This window comes from Halomonas sp. AOP13-D3-9, assembly GCF_052379125.1.
In the GTDB taxonomy this organism is placed as follows: Bacteria; Pseudomonadota; Gammaproteobacteria; order Pseudomonadales; family Halomonadaceae; genus Vreelandella.
Genome location: NZ_JBQSYH010000008.1, coordinates 153,092 through 171,191 on the forward strand (window position 1 = coordinate 153,092; position 18,100 = coordinate 171,191).

The following is an 18,100-nucleotide window of genomic DNA, read 5'->3' on the forward strand; positions in this document are numbered from 1 at the left end:
TACGCAGGCTCACTAAACCCCCATGGCCGAGTACTAACGTTTCATGAGCACGCACGACACATCGATACCCCAAGGCAAGAGCCCCATCAGCCAAGTGTTGGCCCCTATACGCACACGGCTTTTTGCCGCGGCAATGCTAGCGGGCATCGGCACGATATTAACGATGGTGCCTCTCGCCGGGATGGCGCATATCGCCAAGATTCTTATGTCTGCCCCAGACACCGCCTGGGAGTTATCAACCGCCAATGCGCGTGAAGTCGGCTGGGTGGTAGCCGCCAGCGTCGTGAGTGTCTTCATCGGCATGGGGTGCATGTTCCTGGGCGAACTGGTAGCGCATCTGGCGGATAACCGACTGACCTACCACCTCCGCCTAGCGGTTATGCGGCGCTTGTCCCAGGCGCCGCTTGGCTGGTTTACCAGCCGAGCATCCGGCGACGTCAAGCAAGCGATGCAGGACGATATTGCGACGCTGCACAGCCTGACCGCGCACTTTTACACCGCGGTAGGACGAGCACTTGGCGCCTTACTGATCTCGGTGATTTACCTGGTCGCACTGGATTGGAAAATCGCCGTGATTACGTTGCTGCCCTTGCCCGGGTTCTTTCTTTTCCTGCGCCGACTCATGCAAGCCAGCAAAGCCAATATGGGTGAGTTTGTCACGCAGCTTGAGCGCATGAATAACGCCATCAATGAATTTGTCTGCGGTATTCCCGTGGTCAAGGCGTTCGGTACGACCGGGCAAGCCTATCGAGGCTACCAGCAGGCAGTGGACAGCTTTGCCCAGGCATTTGAGCTTTTTACCCGCCCTCTGGTCGCTTCAATGGCGCATGTCCATGCCATGGTGACGCCGGTGACGATATTGGGACTGGCGCTCACCTTCGGCACATTTTCCGTTGCCAACGGCTGGGCAGACCCTGTCGATATAGTGCCGTTCATTCTGGTGGCGCCTGGCATCTGCGCCCCATTACTGCTGCTGCATACTTTGCTGCACGACTTAGGCAGTGCCGTTGGCGCCGCCCAACGCGTGGCGGCGCTGCTTGAAACGCCGGTGCTGCCCTCCATACCCGCCAATGAGCGCCAGCTCCCAGATGGCCATGAAGTTCGCTTCGAAAACGTAAGTTACACCTATGACAACGCGCAAAACGGGCTGTCGAACCTTCACTTTACGCTTGCCCCTGGCAGCATGACGGCGATTGTCGGCCCCTCGGGGGCGGGCAAATCAACCCTGGCACGACTGCTGCTGCGCTTTTTTGACCCAACCCAAGGGCGCATTACGTTAGGCGGAGTGGATCTGCGTCATCTTGAGATGGCAACGCTCTACCAGCGTATCGGTTTTGTTCTGCAGGACGTGCGCCTCATCCATGCCAGCCTTCGCGACAACATTGCGTTGGGCCGCCCTTCGGCCAGCCAGCAGGAAATCGAGGAGGCCGCTCGCGCGGCGAATATTCACGAGCGTATTGCAGCACTGCCTCACGGTTACCTATCGGTTGTTGGCGAAGATATCCAGCTGTCAGGCGGCGAGCAGCAGCGTGTCAGTATTGCCCGCGCCATGTTACTTGACCCTCCCCTATTGGTGCTGGACGAAGCGACAGCAGCGCTTGACGCCAGCAACGAGCTGGCCATCCAGCAGGCACTGTCGCGTTTAACCCGGGGACGCACGCTTGTGATTATTTCGCATCGCCTCGAGACGATCGTGCACGCCGATCACATTCTGGTACTCGATGGCGGTACGGTCGCTGAGCAAGGCGATCACGATCATCTGCTTGCCAGAGGTGGCCTTTATGCTCGCCTTTGGGCGCTGGAAGAGAACACAACCTCACTGGAATCGAAGGTGCCAGCGTGCTGAAAATACTCAATCAACTGCTTGGCGACGACACCACGCTCTTGCGTCGCTATCTCGGGCTGGCCATCGCCTATGGTGTGCTAAGCGGCCTGACCATCCTGGCCCTTGTTCCGCTGCTCAAGTACCTGCTGATCGGCCAACTCAGCGTGGCCACCGCCTGGCTGGCAGCGCTACTTTGCGGCATCCTGATCTGTTGGGGCGTGCGTTGGCACGTGGAACAGGCGGGCGTCCGTGTCGGCGTAGCCATCTTGCAGTCGGGCCGCCATCGCCTAGGCGAACACGTGGCTCATCTGCCGGTCGGCTGGTTTACCTCGACGCATACCGCGCGCCTTAGCCATGTCACCACGCAGGGTATGATGGCGGTGGCTCAGCTCCCTGCCCACGTCTTTACACCGGTGATCAGCGGGCTTGTCACGCCTATCGTCATCCTTGCCGCGCTGTTGGTGTTGCACCCACCGCTGGGCTTGGCGGCGCTGGTCGCGCTGCCGCTGCTTGTGGGGATCTTATTCCTCACCGCCAAGCTTGCCCGGCATGCCGACAGTGCCTTCCAGCAACACTTTGCCGAGACCAGCCAGCGCATGGTCGAGTTCGCCAGTGCTCAGACGGTATTACGCGCCTTTAGTGGCAAAAACCACAGCACGCGCTTCTTGGAACAGGCCATGGAAAAACAGCACCGCTCGGGAACAAGGCTGGCTTGCCTCTCGGCACTTTCGGCGCTGCTCAATGCCTGGGCAGTGCAGGCAGTCTTTGCCGTGCTGCTGATCGTAACGACCGTGTGGATCAATGCGCTTCTGGAAGGATCGCTGACGGCGTCGAGCATCACCAGCGTCATCGTTGCGTTGATGCTGGTCAGCCGATTCGTCGAACCACTGCTAGACGTCGCCCAGCATAGCGACATTTTGCGCAGCGCAAAGGGCCAGCTCGAGGCGATACAGGCGATTTTCGACGCTGAACCCTTAGCCGAGCCAACGGCTCCTCAGCCGCCCCGCGATGCCTCCATCGAATTGCGAGCTGTGCGCTTTCGCTATGCGCCGCATGAGCCCGACGTGCTCAACGGGGTGAGCCTGTCTATCACGCCTGGCAGCATGACCGCCTTGATCGGCGAGTCAGGCTCGGGCAAGACCACCCTGGCGCGACTGGTGGCGAGGTTTTTCGATGCCGATCACGGAAGCGTTTTAGTCGGCGGTGTGGACGTGCGCGCTATGTCAAGCGCCCAGCTTGCGGATCACGTAAGCCAGATCTTCCAGGAGAGCTACCTGTTTGCCGGCAGCATTGCTGACAATATTCGCTTTGGACGCCCCAAAGCCAGCGATGCCGAACTGAGGGAAGCAGCGCGTCTGGCCGGTGTCATCGAGATCGTCGAACGCCTGCCCCAAGGCTTGGATACCCCGGTGGGCGAAGGCGGCACCCGCCTTTCCGGCGGCGAGCGCCAGCGTATCGCCATCGCCCGAGCACTGATCAAGGATGCGCCCATTCTACTGGTGGATGAAGCGACTGCCGCACTGGATGCGGAAAATCAGGCCATCATTACCCAGACGCTGGTTCGCCTGAGAGGCCAACGTACTCTATTGGTGATCGCCCACCAACTCTCTACTGTGGGCATGGCTGACCAGATCATCGTGCTGGATGACGGACACATCGTTGAGCAAGGCGCGCCCGATGAGCTACTCGCTCGGCAGGGGCGGTACGCCACGTTTCTTGGCCAGCGTCAGGCCGCCAACGGGTGGCGCATCACCGCGGATAAAACGGGGGAAACCGCCTCGTGATGCGCGTGTATCTGCCTTGCCTGTTTGTATTGCTTTGCGGACTATCGTTACTGGTCGGCGCGCGGCAGATGAGCGGGTACCAACTCATCACCCTGTCAGAGGATGCGTGGTTGACGCTGACGGCCAGCCGACTGCCGCGTCTTATCACGGTGTCGTTGACCGGTGTGGGCCTGTCGATTTGCGGTGTGATTCTGCAGCATATCGTACGCAACAAGTTCGTAGAGCCAGCCACCTCGGGCGGGCTTGATGCCGCCAAACTGGGCATTCTCGTAGCGCTGACCCTAATGCCTGCGGCCGGCGCTGGATCACGAATGCTTGCCGCCCTGCTCTTCTGCTTCGCGGCGAATGTCGTGTTTATCACTATCGTTCGCCGCATCAGGTTCACCAACACCGTGCTGATTCCCGTCATCGGCTTGATGTACGGTGGCGTGCTAAGTGCCCTAGCCGAGTTCTACGCCTACCGCCATAACATCCTGCAAAGCATGCAGGGCTGGCTGCTGGGCGACTTTTCGAAGATCGTCCAGGGGCATTACGAAATTATCTACCTCATCCTGCCGGTCGTTGTGCTGACCTACCTCTACGCTCATCGCTTCACGGTACTGGGCATGGGGGAAGACATGGCGACGAGTTTAGGCGTGAACTATCTCGTCACCTCCACTCTGGGGCTTATGCTGGTGGCCATTACCGTCTCGGTCACGGTCATCGCCGTGGGCGCTATCCCCTTTGTCGGCTTAGTGATTCCCAATCTGGTCGCGCTCTACTACGGCGATAACCTGACTCGCACCCTGCCAGCCGTAGCACTGTCGGGGGCGACCCTGCTGCTGGCCTGCGACATTGTGGGCCGGCTGCTGATCTATCCCTTTGAAGTACCCATCGGCTTAACGACGGCTTGCGTCGGGGGAATACTGTTTCTGGTCTTGATTGTCGGGAGAACACAACGATGACGGTCAAGACCCGCCACTTCGTTTGGGTAGCCGTGGTCGCTCTTGCGCTCGTTTTCGTCTTCATGCGCTCCGGTCTCGACCTCGCGTATGTGATTCCGAAACGGCTCGAGCGGTTGGCCACCATGGTGATCGGCGGCATCTGTGTCGCCTGGTCTGCCATTACGTTTCAAAGTCTTACCGGCAACCGGATCTTAACGCCTGCCATCATGGGCTACGAGGCCGTCTATCTGCTGTTTCAGGCCCTGTTGATGCTGATGCTGGGCACCCGCAGCCTGGTGGTGCTCGGCGAGCACGGCAACGTCGCGTTCTCTATCCTGCTGATGCTTGGCTACTCCTGGGCGCTGCATCGCTGGCTGTTTCGCGACGGTAGAGACAACGTCTATTTCCTGCTGCTGGTCGGACTGGTACTGACAATGGTCATTACCACTTTCACCCAGTTCGTTCAGCTCAAGATGAGTCCAGGCGAATTTTCCATTCTGATGGGTTACAGCCAAGCCACTTTCGGCAACGCCAGCGCTGCACAACTGCTCTACGCCACCCTCATCGTGGCCACGATTTGCCTGGTGGGCCTTAAAAGCATCCCGACGCTCGATGTGCTCTTGCTGGGTAGGGAACAGGCCATATCGTTCGGCATCGATTATCGACGCTGCGTGCAACGCCAGCTCTGGCTGATCGCCGTGCTGGTGGCGGTATCGACCAGCCTGCTTGGCCCCACGGCGTTCATGGGCATCTTCGTGGCCAATACGGCCTATGCGCTGGCAGGCACTTACCGTCATCGGGTCACGCTGCCGGTAGGTTGTGCCATCGCCATCGCCCTTTTCATCCTCGCCCAACTGCTGGTCGAACATCTCTTCAACTACAAAACCACCGTCGGCATCCTCGTCAACCTCGTGTGTGGGGCTTACTTCCTGTCGCTGATGGTGCGTACGCGGGGCACGGCATGATCACGGTTCAAGACCTCCATAAAACCTACGGTAACCGCACAGTGCTATCGGCGGTCAATCTCCGCTTTCCATCGGGTCAGTTGACGTCCCTGGTGGGCCCCAATGGCGCGGGTAAGACGACGCTGCTGATGATGCTCGCGAGGCTGCTGAAGCCCTCTCGGGGGGATATTCGACTCGACGGCGCCCGGGTAACGAGCATTCGCATCAGCGAGTATGCCAAGCAGGTAGCCACGCTGCGCCAAACGCCTGAATTCAACCTGCGCCTGACCGTCGAGGAGCTGGTCGCCTTTGGTCGCTTTCCCTACACCCGCGGCACGCTCACTCGGCATGACCACCGTGTGATCGACGACGCCCTGTCGTTTCTATCGCTGACCGCGCTACGCGGCGCTTATCTGAACGAGCTCAGCGGCGGCCAGCGCCAAATGGCGTTCCTGGCCATGACCATTGCACAGCAAACCGATTACCTGTTGCTCGACGAGCCACTGAACAACCTCGATATCAAGCATGCCGTTCAGATCATGCAGGCCCTTCGCCGTCTCTGCGACGAGCATGGACGAACGGTCATCCTGGTCGTCCATGACATCAACTTTGCCGCCAACTACGCCGATTACATCGTCGCCATGAAGGATGGGGCCGTGCACTGCGATGGCAGCGTCACCGACGTCATCACCGAACGGCGCTTGAGTGAACTTTACGGACTGAACGTCGACGTCGCCCGTCACGAGCGCGGCTATCTATGTAATTACTTCAAGCCCTCAGGAAACCTGGAATGAAGCGATATCTCAACAACAGCCTGGCACGCCTTCTCCCACTCGCCATGGTGGCGTTGCTAGCCGGGTGCGATCAGCCCTCAGCCAACGACATGCCCGCACCGGAGGCCATGACGCCGCTCACGATTCACCACGCGCTGGGAAGTACCGTGATCGATCACCGTCCACGTCGGGTAGCGGCACTGGACATGAATGAAGTCGACTTTCTGGATCAGTTGGACGTTCCGGTGTCGGGCATGCCAAAGGACTTTATTCCCCATTTTCTGGAGGAGTATCGACAAAACCCGGCAATTGAAGATCTCGGCGCTATCGTACGCCCCAACCTTGAGCGGGTGCATCGAGCCAACCCTGACCTCATTCTCATGACGTCGCTACAGGCCGACTACTATAACGAGCTGACGCAGATTGCACCAACGCTTCACTTCGACGTGGATTACCGCGACAGCCATACCAACCACATTGACGTTGTCATGGATCACCTCATGGATCTTGGGCAGATCTTTGGCAAGCAGGCGTTGGCACGTCAGCGAGTAGCCGAGCTGGAACATACCGTCGAGGAGGTCAGACATGTTACCCAGGGCCGCCCTGAGAAAGCCCTTATCCTGCTGCACAATAATGGCGCCTTCCACTCCTTTGGCGTGCAGTCACGCTACGGCTTCATCTTCACCGAACTAGGCGTTGCCCCCGCCGCACCTGACATCGATACCGGCCTGCACGGCCAGCCGGTCTCTAGCGAATTCATTCAACAGGCCGACCCCGACATCATCTATGTCGTGGATCGTACTGCCGTGATGGAGCACCGGCCCGCCATGCGTGCCGACAGCCTGGCAAATCCCCTGATACGCCAAACTAACGCGTGGCGAAATGACCGGGTGGTCTTTGTCGACCCCGAAGCATGGTATGTCACCGCCGCCAGCGTCAGCTCTCTGGCGATCATCGCGGATGACATTATCGACGGGTACCGGAACTAGCGGCCCGTCGCCCCAAAGCACCTCAAAAACGATTTAACCGACTGCTTCATCGAGCATTTCAACAGCTGCTCGACGAGAGCGGTGTAGTTCCTCTGTCTGATAAAAATGGAGATCGACATGGCCTTACGATGCCACCACCTCACCCCCCAGCCGACACCGCAGGGGAGAGCGCTGCATTACGCTTCTTGCGCAAGCCCTTTAGCGCTCGTCAGGAGCGCATTTCCGCTGGCCCTGAGCGCGAGTGCTCTCATGCTGCTTTCTTTACAGGCTCTCGCACAAACTCACCAGGCGACCGAAACACGCAGTACCACCGCCCTGGCGCCCGTCACCGTACACGGAGAAGCAACATCCGTTGACGATGCGTATGCCGGTGGCCAAGTCACCTACAGCAACCGAGCCGGTTTCCTGGGTAACAGAGACTTCATGGAGACGCCTTTCAATGCCATCAGCTATACGGATCGCTTTATCCAGGATCAACAAGCGCAGAATATTACCGATGTGATTGCAGCGACCGATCCAAGTGTCTTCAGCAACGGCGTCACCAGTGCCTGGAGCGAAACCTACTCGATCCGTGGTTTCAACGCCAGCACAGGTGACGTGACGTTCGGCGGTCTGGCCGGAATGGCCCCCTACTACCGCACGTCCCCCGAGATGTTCGAGCGTATCGAGGTGCTCAAGGGGCCGTCGGCGTTACTCAACGGAATGCCGCCAGGTGGCTCCGTTGGTGGTGCCATTAACCTGGTGCCCAAGCGGGCTGGCGATGAACCGTTGACGCGCTTCACCACCACGTACATGTCCGACGCTCAGTTTGGCGGGCACCTGGACGTCGGCCGACGCCTGGGTGACGACCAGCAGTTTGGCGTTCGCTTTAACGGCGTATACCGCGACGGCGAAGGGGCTGTGGATAACCAGGAACCCAGGGTTCAAATGGGCGCTCTGGGGCTGGACTGGCGCGGTGAGCGAGCTCGACTGTCGGCCGACTTGTACAGTGCGGACGACCATATCGATGGCCCCGTTCGAGGTATCAACCTGGCACCCGGCCTGGCAGTACCGACGCCTCCCGAACCCGATACGCTGATCAATCCTGACTGGGCCTTTGCCGACACGCGCGACAAGGGGGCCGTATTGCGTGGCGAATTCGACTTTACCGACGAGATCATGGGGTACGCGTCAATAGGTCAAAGCGAAACCAATTACACCTACAACGGTGCCATGTTAGCCCAAGTGCTTGATGATCAAGGCAACTATCGCACAAGCATTGGTCAGCTCGCCTTCGATGTCGAAAAAACATCGGCGGAAGTCGGGGTTCGCGGTCACTTCCAGACCGGTGCTATCAATCACGACATCAGCGTCAATGCCACCCATTATGAGCACGAGCAGCACGATTACGGCCGGAGAATTGTCCCCGGTGCGGACTGGATCACCAACCTATACAATCCGCAGTGGGGCGCCGCCGCCGAATTCATCACGCCACACATCATGCATACAGAGCTACGCTTGAACAGTTACGGTTTGGCGGACACCCTCTCGTTTGCCGATGATCGCATACAACTGACGCTCGGCGCCCGACGCCAGGAGGTGGTGAGCGACGCCTACAGCGTGACGAGCGGCGCGCGTATCTCCCGCTACGATGAAAGCGCGGTCACACCCGCTGCAGCGCTACTCTTCAAAGCCACCGACCAGGTATCGCTCTACGCCAACTATATCGAGGGGCTCAGCCAGGGGGCCACGGCGCCGATGACTGCTGCCAACGCTGGTGAGGTGTTCGAGCCTTACAAGACCAAACAGAACGAGGTTGGCGTGAAACTTGATCTGGGTGATTTTTCACACACGCTTAGCCTGTATGAAATCAAGCGACCCAGCAGCTACACCGACCTGGAAACCAATATCTTCTCGTTTGGTGGCGAACAGCGAAACCGAGGAGTGGAGTGGAGCTTCTTCGGCAGTCCCCTCAGCAACCTGCGCATGATGGGGGGTATCGCCTATGTAGATCCAGAAATCACCCGTGCTGCGAGCGATGAAGACCAAGGTAATCAGGCAACGGGAGTGCCAGACCTTCAAGCCAAGCTAGGCACTGAATGGGATCTACCCGCAGCACCAGGACTGACACTGACCGCTAATGCCACCGCGATGTCAGAGCAGTACATTAATAGTGACAACTCCCTATCAGTACCCGGACACACTATTTATGACGTTGGCGCACGCTACGCCACTCACCTTTCCAGCTATCCACTCACACTGCGTGCCACTATTAACAATGTGACCGATAAAACGTACTGGGGAATGCCACAACTCTCAAGCCTCGCATTAGGCGCCCCCCGCACCTTTATGTTTTCAGCCTCCCTAGACTTCTAGATGGCTGTAACAAGCGGTGCTTTTGCCCTAACACCTAATGTTTTTCACTACTAGGCCAGTAAACATACACCACCTACGCCAGCCGAGCGGGCGTAGGTGGGGATAACTTAAACCGTCAGGTGCTGTTTAATCAGCTCATTGGAGAGTTCGCTGATCTCACCTTTAGCCACCGGGCGGCCACGATCCATGATCACAAAGCGGTCGGCGTACTTGCGGGCAAAGGGTAGTTTTTGCTCTACCAATAGCACCGTTAAGCCGTCTTCATTGATCAACTGGCGGATTACCTGACCGATTTGCGCCACGATATTGGGCTGAATGCCCTCCCCCGGTTCATCCAAAATCAGCAACTTGGGTTCAATGACCAACGCGCGGCCAATCGCCAGCTGTTGCTGCTGGCCGCCGGAAAGGTCGCCGCCACGGCGGTGTTTCATCTCTTTCAGCACCGGGAACAGTTCGTAGACTCGCTCGGGGATCTTTTTCAGTCCGTCGCTGCGCGCAGCCAGACCGGTGCGCAGGTTCTCCTCCACAGTGAGCAGCGGAAATATCTGCCGCCCCTGGGGCACATAGCCAATACCCAGCCGCGATCGGGCTTCAACGGCTTTTTTGGTTAGCTCGGTCTCGCCTGTCTCAGTGGTGTAGCGCAGCTCGCCGCTTTTTACCGCGACTTCACCCATCACCGCTTTCAACAGCGTGGTTTTACCTACGCCATTGCGGCCCATTACGCAGGTGCACTGGCCGGTGGGCACGTCAAGATCCAGATCCCAAAGGGTGTGGCTTTCGCCGTAAAACTGGTTGAGCTTTTCAATCGCTAACATCAGGCGGCCTCCTCGTCGTCAGCACCCAGGTAGACCTCGATCACTTTGGGGTCGTTGGAGACTTGATCCATAGTGCCTTCCGCCAGCACGCTGCCCTGGTGCAGTACGGTCACCTGGCGAGCAATGGAGCGCACAAAACCCATATCATGCTCGACCACGACTACGGACTGCTTGCCAGCCAGCCCGGTGAGCAGTTCGGCGGTGCGCTCCATTTCTTGCTCGGTCATGCCCGCGACAGGCTCATCCACCAGCAGCAGGCGTGGGCGCTGCATCAGCAACATGCCGATCTCCAGCCACTGTTTCTGACCGTGGGAAAGAATCCCCGCGGGCTGATGGCGCAGTGCCGTTAGGCCGATGGTTTCCAGCACTTCGTCGATGCGGTCTTTGATCTCCCCGGTCATGCGTGCAGTGAGCGTAGGAAAAATCCGCTTGTCAGCCGCCATGGCCAGTTCCAGGTTTTCAAATACCGACAGCGCTTCAAATACGGTGGGTTTTTGAAACTTGCGGCCAATGCCTAAGCTGGCAATATCGGGCTCGTTCATATGCAGCAGGTTATGGCGGCTACCGAACCATACGCTGCCGCTGGTGGGGCGGGTTTTGCCGGTGATGATATCCATCATGGTGGTTTTACCCGCCCCGTTGGGGCCGATAATGCAGCGCAGCTCACCGTCGTTAATAGTTAGGTTAAGGTTATTGATCGCCTTGAAACCATCGAAGCTCACGGTGACATCTTCCATGTAAAGAATCGGCCCGTGGCGAACGTCTACCGGCGAGGCCTGAGGCGCCATAAAATCGAATACCCGGTCACGCTGGGTCAGCGAGTGCAGCAAACTCATGCGGAGGCCTCCTTGGGCGTACTGTTGGGATCAGCGTTCGGGTCAGACGTTGCCGTATCGTCGCGTTTGCGACGCTTGAGATAGCGAAACAGCCCCGCCACCCCTTTAGGCAGAAACACCGTGACCAGTACGAACATCGCCCCTAGCGCAAACAGCCAGGCATCGGGCATTACGCCGGTAAAGATGGTTTTGGCGTAGTTGACCAGAATGGCACCAATCACCGCGCCATACAGCGTGGCGCGGCCGCCCAGGGCTACCCACAGTACAATCTCGATGGAGAAGATCGGCGAGAACTCACTGGGGTTGATAATCCCCACTTGTGGCACGTAGAGCGCCCCCGCGAGGCCCGCCAGCATGGCGGAAACCACAAACACAAACAGCTGAAAGCGCTCGACCCGGTAGCCAAGAAAGCGCGTGCGCGCTTCGGCATCCCGAGTAGCCACGCTCACCCGGCCCAGCTTACTGGTCACAATCGCGCGGCAGAGGATAAAGCCCAGCGCCAGGACAACGCCGGTAGCGAGGAACAGGCCCAAACGTGTGGCATCACTGCGTAAATCAAAGCCGACGATTTCGCGGAAGTCGGTCAGGCCGTTATTGCCACCAAAGCCCATCTCATTACGGAAAAAGGCCAGCATCAGGGCAAAGGTCAGTGCCTGGGTGATGATTGACAGATACACCCCGGTGACCCGGGAGCGAAACGCCAGGAAGCCAAACACCAGTGCCAGTAACCCAGGCGCCAGCAGCACCATGGCAAAGGTAAACCAGGCCATATCAAAGCCATGCCAGAACCACGGCAGGCTGTCCCAGTTTAAGAACACCATAAAATCGGGCAGCACCGGGTTGCCGTAGGTGCCTCGATCACCAATTTGGCGCATTAAATACATGCCCATGGCGTAGCCGCCAATGGCGAAGAAGGCGCCGTGGCCCAGGCTCAGAATCCCCAGGTAACCCCACACCAGATCCACCGCCACAGCGAGCAGCGCGTAGCTCAGGTATTTACCGAACAGATTGACCGTATACGCACCAATATGTAGCGGGTTGTCCGCAGGCACCGCCACGTGTAGCAGTGTGACCAGTGCCAGCGCGGCGATCAGCACGCCGAGAAAGATCTGCGTGGAGCGTTCGCTGAACGGGCGTGTTAGCCAAAAATTTGTCGATGATTCGGTCGTTAATGACATCGCTTAGCCCTCCGCAGCCCGGCCCTTCTGCGGGAAGAGTCCACGCGGGCGTTTTTGAATGAATAGGATGATAAAGACCAGCACGATAATTTTGGCCAGCACCGCGCCTGCCCAGGGTTCCAGCACCTGGTTGATGACCCCGAGCGATAGACCGGCGACCAGTGTGCCCCACAGATTGCCCACACCGCCGAACACCACCACCATAAAGGAGTCGATGATGTAGTTCTGGCCCAGGTTGGGGCCGACGTTGGTGAGCTGGGAGAGCGCAACACCGGCAAGACCGGCCACACCGGAGCCCAGTGCAAAGGTCATAATATCGACACGAGTGGCACGAATACCCATTGAGCGGGCCATGGCGCGGTTCTGGGTAACGGCACGCACCTCGAGCCCTAGCCGCGTGCGGCGCATGATCAGCATCAGGCCAGCAAACACCACCAGCGCAAAACCGAGTACGTACATGCGGTTAAGCGTTAATGAGAGCGCATCGTTCACCACTAGCGAACCGCTCATCCACTCGGGGGTGATGACGGTACGGTTGAGCGGAGAAATTACCGTGCGCACCAGCTGCTGCAGAATCAAACTGATACCAAAGGTCGCCAGCAGGGTTTCCAGCGGGCGGCCCTTGAGGAACTGAATCACGCCGCGCTCGATCGCCACACCTGCTAAGGCGGCAACCATAAAGCCTGCGGGAATCGACAAAATCAGCGCCAGCCCTGGTTGGCCGGGTAATAGTTGCTGCATCGCCCAAGTGGTGTAGGCGCCCAGCATCATTAGCTCGCCGTGGGCCATATTGATCACGCCCATGACGCCGAAAGTGATCGCCAGGCCAATGGCCGCGAGCACCAGCACCGAGCCAAGGCTTAAACCGAAATAGAGGGTTTCCAGGCCGCGGTTGATTTTGAGCTGCTGCTCAATGCCCGCCAAAGAGGCCGCTGCGGCGTTAGCAACCACCGGGTCGTCGCCATTAGCTGCTCGACTCAGGGCCACACGAGAGCGCGGGTGCAGGCTGCCATCCAGCGCTTCAACGCCCGCCATTTCACCCGCTTCAGCACGATAAATCGCCACGGCCTGGGTCAACCGATAGCGCACCTGTTCGTCCTCTTCCTGCGCAATCAATTCTTCGAGAGTGGGCACCAGCTCACCGTCTACTTCACCTAACAGACGCTCGGCCGACGTGCGGCGGCGTTCAACGTTAGGCGAGTAGAGATCAACCACCGCGATAGCGCTACGCAGTTGATTGCGTAGGTTGTTGTTGATACCAACACGCTCCAGGTCGCGACGGGACATCTCGCCCAGCGCTTCGCCGGTTAATACATCGGCCACCGGCCAGTCACGGCCGCGGTTCTCAAGCACCAGCACGAACCGGCCGTCTTCGGTGCGCTGTAAGCGGCCATCCAGCAGGGCCTGTAGCCAGTCACGGGCGCGCTCGTCATCGCTTTGCAAAATAGCGGTAATCGCTTCGCCTTTGGCGGTGTAAGACTCAACGTCCAGCGCCTCTAACAGCTCGAGAGCGGCGGTATCATCGGCACTGCTCGCCGTGGAGCTCGTTTGTGCTTGGGCTGTCACTGTAATGCTCAACAACAGTAGACACAGGAGCCCTAAGGAAAGGAAACGCCTCATGGGGTTCTTCCTTCAGTTATTTAAATCAGTTATCTAAAAGGGGGAGGTAGCGTGCTCCCTCGCCACCCGGCTCAAGCCAGGTGGCGAGGGATTGGTAGTTACTCAGTAGATGAGTATTTACTCAGCGAGTGCTGCTTCGGCTTCTTCTGCTGCGGTGCTGCCACCGCACGAGCCGTTCACGACGTTGAAGTTGCCGCACTCCATCGGCTTGCGCCAATCGGCAATTAGGTCACGCGAGCCAGGCAGGTAGTCAGACCAGGCATCGCCCGCCACGGTAGACGGTGTTTGCCAAACGATATCGAACTGGCCGTTATCCTGAATCTCACCAATCAGCACCGGCTTGGTGATGTGGTGGTTAGGCATCATGGCCGCATAGCCGCCAGAGAGGTTAGGCACGGTCACACCGATAATGGCGTCTTTCACCGTATCGACGTCCGTAGTGCCCGCTTTGCGAACCGCTTCGGCCCACATATTGAAGCCAATGTAGTGCGCTTCCATCGGGTCGTTAGTGACCGCCATATCGTCGCCGGTGTACTCAATCCAGGCGTCGATAAAGTCGTAGTTGTCGTCGTTATCGACGCTCATGAAGTAGTTCCAGGCGGCCAAGTGACCTACCAGCGGGCCCGTATCAATACCGGTCAGTTCCTGCTCGCCCACAGAGAAGGCGATAACCGGAATATCCGCAGCGTCGATACCCTGGTTAGAGAGCTCGGTATAGAACGGCACGTTGGCGTCGCCGTTAACCGTTGAAATCACCGCGGTGGGTTTACCCTCTTCACCGAAACGACGAATCTCCGCTACGATGTTCTGCCAATCAGAGTGACCGAACGGCGTGTAGTTAACCATGATGTCCTCATCCGCGATGCCGTGTTCATCCTTAAGGAAGGCTTCGAGGATGCGGTTGGTGGTGCGCGGATAGACATAGTCAGTACCGACTAGCGCAAAGCGTTCGATACCCACTTCGTTGATCAGGTATTCAACCGCAGGAATGGCCTGCTGGTTAGGCGCGGCGCCGGTGTAGAAGACGTTTTCAGAGGACTCTTCACCTTCATACTGCACGGGGTAGAACAACAAACCGTTGAGCTCTTCGACGACCGGTAGCACCGCTTTACGGGAAACCGAGGTCCAGTTGCCGAAAATAACGTCGACTTCTTCTTGGGCCAGCAGTTCACGCGCGCGTTCGGCAAATAGCGGCCAGTTAGAGGCGGGGTCGACTACCACGGCTTCTAGCTGGCGGCCCAGCAAACCACCGGCTTCGTTCTGCTGTTCGATCAGCATTTCGACGGTGTCTTTAAGAACCGTTTCACTGATCGCCATGGTGCCGGAGAGGGAGTGCAGGATACCAACTTTGATCGGGTCATCATCTTGGGCGATGACCTGGGTGCTGGCCCCCATCACGGCGGCGGTCAGTAAAGCGGTCGCGAAACGGCCACGTGATAGGAATGGGCGGGAGTGTGTCGAGCGTTTGAGAGTGTTCATTGTTAATCTCCTTGCACCCCTTATGGCTGGGGTTTGTTATGACCGAGGCTTGATGATTGGCTTCGCACTTGGGGTTGTTGTGTTAGCTCCCCAATACGTCCACTAGCCATTAACACCTGCAAGGGATGCGCCAGATTGACACAAAGTTGTCTTATAGCTCTTTAATCAGCCACTTAATAATCAACAGAAAATCTCAACACTCACCGCATGCACCAAAATAAAGCACAAGAACGCATCTAAAGCACTCTCTCAATGCACCAATAAAATCCAGTGCACCAACTAAGTACTTGAGCTTTTTGAATACAGATCAGTAACGTAACACTTACTTATTAGTTACAACTCACTCTTTGTTGTCAGTTAAAAAGCAGTTAAAAAAAGGAGCCTTGGCATCACCAAGGCTCCTCGCTATCCACCCTTTAAATCGCGGCGTTAAACAGCCACGTCGGGTGGAACTTTCTTACGGCGCTTTTTCAGTAATGGTAAGCCTAGCGACAGCAAGGCCACCACCAGCAGACCAAGCGAGATAGGCTTGTCGATAAAGGTCATCCAGTCGCCACCGGAGATCTGCAGCGCACGGCGCATGGACTCTTCCATAATGTTGCCCAGAATCAGCGCTAGAATCAGCGGCGCTGCGGGGAAGCCAAACAAGCGCATACCCAGGCCGACCAGCCCAAAGCCAAGCAGTAACAGCAGGTCAAATATGCTGAAGCTCATTCCGTAAACGCCGATCATGCAAAAGATCAAAATCAGCGATAACAACAGCGGCTTGGGCAGATCAAGAATCTTGGCAATCAGCGGGATCAGCGGCAGGTTAAGCACCAGCAGGAAGATATTGCCGATATACATACTAGCCACCACGCCCCAGAACACGTCCGGGCGCTGCTCCAGCATCATCGGGCCAGGGTTGACCCCCATAACCAGCAGTGCGCCAAGCAGAACGGCGGTGGTGCCCGAGCCCGGTACACCCAGGGTCAGCAGTGGCACAAAGGAGCCGGTACAAGCGGCGTTGTTAGCCGCTTCCGGCGCCGCCACACCCTTAATATTCCCCTGCCCAAAGGTGTCGCCATCTTTGGCAATGCGTTTTTCCATGCTGTAGCCCAGGAAGGAACCAATGGTCGCTCCTGCGCCTGGCAATACACCGGTGAAGAAACCCAGCACCGAGCTGCGGCCAACCGGGCCTGCAATCTCTCTGACTTCGCTACGGGTCAGTTTCAGCGAGCCAATCGCATTGCGGGGTGCCTCTTTGCCACCACCACCGCGCAGCAGCATATAGAACACCTCGGCGAGGGCAAAAATCCCCAGCGCCACCACCAGGAAGTCGATACCGTCGAGGAGCTGAACGGAGCCGAAGGTAAAGCGCTCGGTACCGGTCTGCATATCGATACCCACGATCGAAATAATCACCCCAACAACAGCAGCTATCAGCCCCTTGATCAACGATTTATCCGACAGCGAGACCACGGCGGTTAAGCCCAGCACCATCAGTGCAAAGTACTCGGAAGGGCCAAAGCTAACGGCCACCTTGGAGAGTAGCGGGGCCACCAACATCAAGAAAATAACCGATACCGTGCCGCCCACAAATGACGAGTAGGCAGCAATCGCCAGCGCTTTACCCGCCAAGCCTTTTTTGGCCATCGGGTAGCCGTCAAAGGAGGTCGCCACGGTACCCGCCACGCCGGGGGCGTTAAGCAGAATCGACGAGGTGGAGCCACCAAAGATGGCGCCGTAATAAACCCCTGCCATTAGAATCAAACCCGACGAGGGCTCCATGGCAAAGGTGATAGGAATCATCAGGGCAAGTGCACTGATAGGGCCAAGGCCCGGCAGCATGCCGATAATGGTGCCAGCAAATACGCCAGCAAATACATAGGCAATATTGATAGGCTCAAGCGCGATGCCAAAGCCGTACATCAGATTATTGAAGGCATCCATGGGAATTGCTCTCTTAAAAACCGGCTAGAAAATCTGCTAGCGTAAAGGGGCTACCAACGACCACCGGGGCGTCCTCAGAAAGGCAGCACGCCAGTGGGTAGGTAAACATCCATCACCCGCGTCATGGTTAGGTAGAGCGCCAGCACTACCCCCAGCGACGTGGCAAAGTTGACGCCATGGCGGCGATAGCCGTAGTAGGCCGTCAGGCCAACGCAGAGCAGCGTAGAGGCGAGAACAAAGCCCAGTGGCACCAGCAAAAACGCATAGGCGGCAATCGCCAGTGATGTCACCACCACCCGCGCCCATGGCGTTAGCAGCAGAGGCCCTTGCTGCGCTTCATCGTCTATTTCATCGGCACCGGCAATCGGGGTGGGTTTCTCAAAGAACAGAAACACTGACAGGATCAAGAGCGAGAAGCCCAATACTTTAGGAAACAGGTCAGAGTCGACCGGACGCGGCAACGGAAAGGTGGGGATTTGCCACGCCATCGCGATATAGCCAGCGGCCAATACCGCAAATACCAGCGCTAGCCACTGATTGGTATTTAAACGAGTCATAGGATTCTCTCCGAAGGAGCCAACACGCATCCCGCGGTTAACGCATAGGGTTAACTACGGAAGCCCCTGGCTGCACTAAGCAGCCAGGGG

14 protein-coding genes are annotated in these 18,100 nt (G+C 57.8%); 7 read left to right on the forward strand and 7 right to left on the reverse strand.

The features are described 5' to 3' along the window. The first annotated feature begins 43 nt into the window (after positions 1 to 43). The 7 genes from ACT3UM_RS10790 (at position 44) to ACT3UM_RS10820 (ending at position 9,593) form a co-directional block, all read left to right on the forward strand. The gene (locus ACT3UM_RS10790) at positions 44 to 1,846 is read left to right on the forward strand and encodes an ABC transporter ATP-binding protein (RefSeq protein ID WP_498898656.1); all 1,803 of its coding nucleotides are present in this window, start codon (positions 44 to 46) and stop codon (positions 1,844 to 1,846) included. After that, on the forward strand, positions 1,840 to 3,609 hold the full coding sequence (locus ACT3UM_RS10795; protein WP_498898658.1) for an ABC transporter ATP-binding protein: 1,770 nt from the start codon (positions 1,840 to 1,842) through the stop codon (positions 3,607 to 3,609). The genes ACT3UM_RS10790 and ACT3UM_RS10795 overlap by 7 nt, the downstream gene beginning before the upstream one ends. Then, positions 3,609 to 4,553, forward strand: coding sequence for an ABC transporter permease (locus tag ACT3UM_RS10800; RefSeq protein ID WP_498898770.1), 945 nt, complete (start codon positions 3,609 to 3,611; stop codon positions 4,551 to 4,553). The genes ACT3UM_RS10795 and ACT3UM_RS10800 overlap by 1 nt, the downstream gene beginning before the upstream one ends. Further along, positions 4,550 to 5,497: an iron chelate uptake ABC transporter family permease subunit gene (locus ACT3UM_RS10805; protein ID WP_498898660.1), complete on the forward strand. Its 948-nt coding sequence runs from the start codon at positions 4,550 to 4,552 to the stop codon at positions 5,495 to 5,497. Before ACT3UM_RS10800 ends, ACT3UM_RS10805 begins: the two co-directional genes overlap by 4 nt. Then, positions 5,494 to 6,270, forward strand: a complete 777-nt coding sequence (locus ACT3UM_RS10810; protein ID WP_498898662.1) for an iron ABC transporter ATP-binding protein — start codon at positions 5,494 to 5,496, stop codon at positions 6,268 to 6,270. The genes ACT3UM_RS10805 and ACT3UM_RS10810 overlap by 4 nt, the downstream gene beginning before the upstream one ends. Then, positions 6,267 to 7,238: a siderophore ABC transporter substrate-binding protein gene (locus ACT3UM_RS10815; RefSeq protein ID WP_498898664.1), complete on the forward strand. Its 972-nt coding sequence runs from the start codon at positions 6,267 to 6,269 to the stop codon at positions 7,236 to 7,238. Before ACT3UM_RS10810 ends, ACT3UM_RS10815 begins: the two co-directional genes overlap by 4 nt. 249 nt (positions 7,239 to 7,487) lie before the next feature. Beyond that, complete coding sequence (locus ACT3UM_RS10820) at positions 7,488 to 9,593, forward strand: TonB-dependent receptor (RefSeq protein ID WP_498898666.1); 2,106 nt, start codon at positions 7,488 to 7,490, stop codon at positions 9,591 to 9,593. Positions 9,594 to 9,700: 107 nt separating this feature from the next. On the opposite strand, the gene urtE is transcribed toward ACT3UM_RS10820, so the two are convergent. From urtE to ACT3UM_RS10855, 7 genes are all read right to left on the reverse strand, one after another. Continuing rightward, positions 9,701 to 10,408, reverse strand: coding sequence for an urea ABC transporter ATP-binding subunit UrtE (urtE, locus tag ACT3UM_RS10825; RefSeq protein WP_498898668.1), 708 nt, complete (start codon positions 10,406 to 10,408; stop codon positions 9,701 to 9,703). Continuing rightward, the gene (gene urtD, locus ACT3UM_RS10830; protein ID WP_498898670.1) at positions 10,408 to 11,244 is read right to left on the reverse strand and encodes an urea ABC transporter ATP-binding protein UrtD; all 837 of its coding nucleotides are present in this window, start codon (positions 11,242 to 11,244) and stop codon (positions 10,408 to 10,410) included. Before urtD ends, urtE begins: the two co-directional genes overlap by 1 nt. Continuing rightward, positions 11,241 to 12,422, reverse strand: a complete 1,182-nt coding sequence (urtC, locus tag ACT3UM_RS10835; protein WP_498898672.1) for an urea ABC transporter permease subunit UrtC — start codon at positions 12,420 to 12,422, stop codon at positions 11,241 to 11,243. The genes urtD and urtC overlap by 4 nt, the downstream gene beginning before the upstream one ends. 3 nt (positions 12,423 to 12,425) lie before the next feature. Next, a complete protein-coding gene (gene urtB, locus ACT3UM_RS10840) occupies positions 12,426 to 14,042 on the reverse strand; it encodes an urea ABC transporter permease subunit UrtB (protein ID WP_498898674.1) in 1,617 nt (538 codons plus the stop codon). A gap of 117 nt (positions 14,043 to 14,159) precedes the next feature. Further along, positions 14,160 to 15,521, reverse strand: a complete 1,362-nt coding sequence (gene urtA, locus ACT3UM_RS10845; RefSeq protein ID WP_498898676.1) for an urea ABC transporter substrate-binding protein — start codon at positions 15,519 to 15,521, stop codon at positions 14,160 to 14,162. 429 nt (positions 15,522 to 15,950) lie between these two features. Beyond that, entirely contained in the window at positions 15,951 to 17,453 is a 1,503-nt protein-coding gene (locus ACT3UM_RS10850) for a tripartite tricarboxylate transporter permease (RefSeq protein WP_498898678.1), read from the reverse strand. 74 nt (positions 17,454 to 17,527) lie between these two features. Beyond that, positions 17,528 to 18,010 carry a tripartite tricarboxylate transporter TctB family protein gene (locus tag ACT3UM_RS10855; RefSeq protein ID WP_498898680.1) on the reverse strand — a complete coding sequence of 161 codons (483 nt, stop codon included), beginning with the start codon at positions 18,008 to 18,010 and terminating at the stop codon, positions 17,528 to 17,530. Positions 18,011 to 18,100 lie beyond the last annotated feature (90 nt).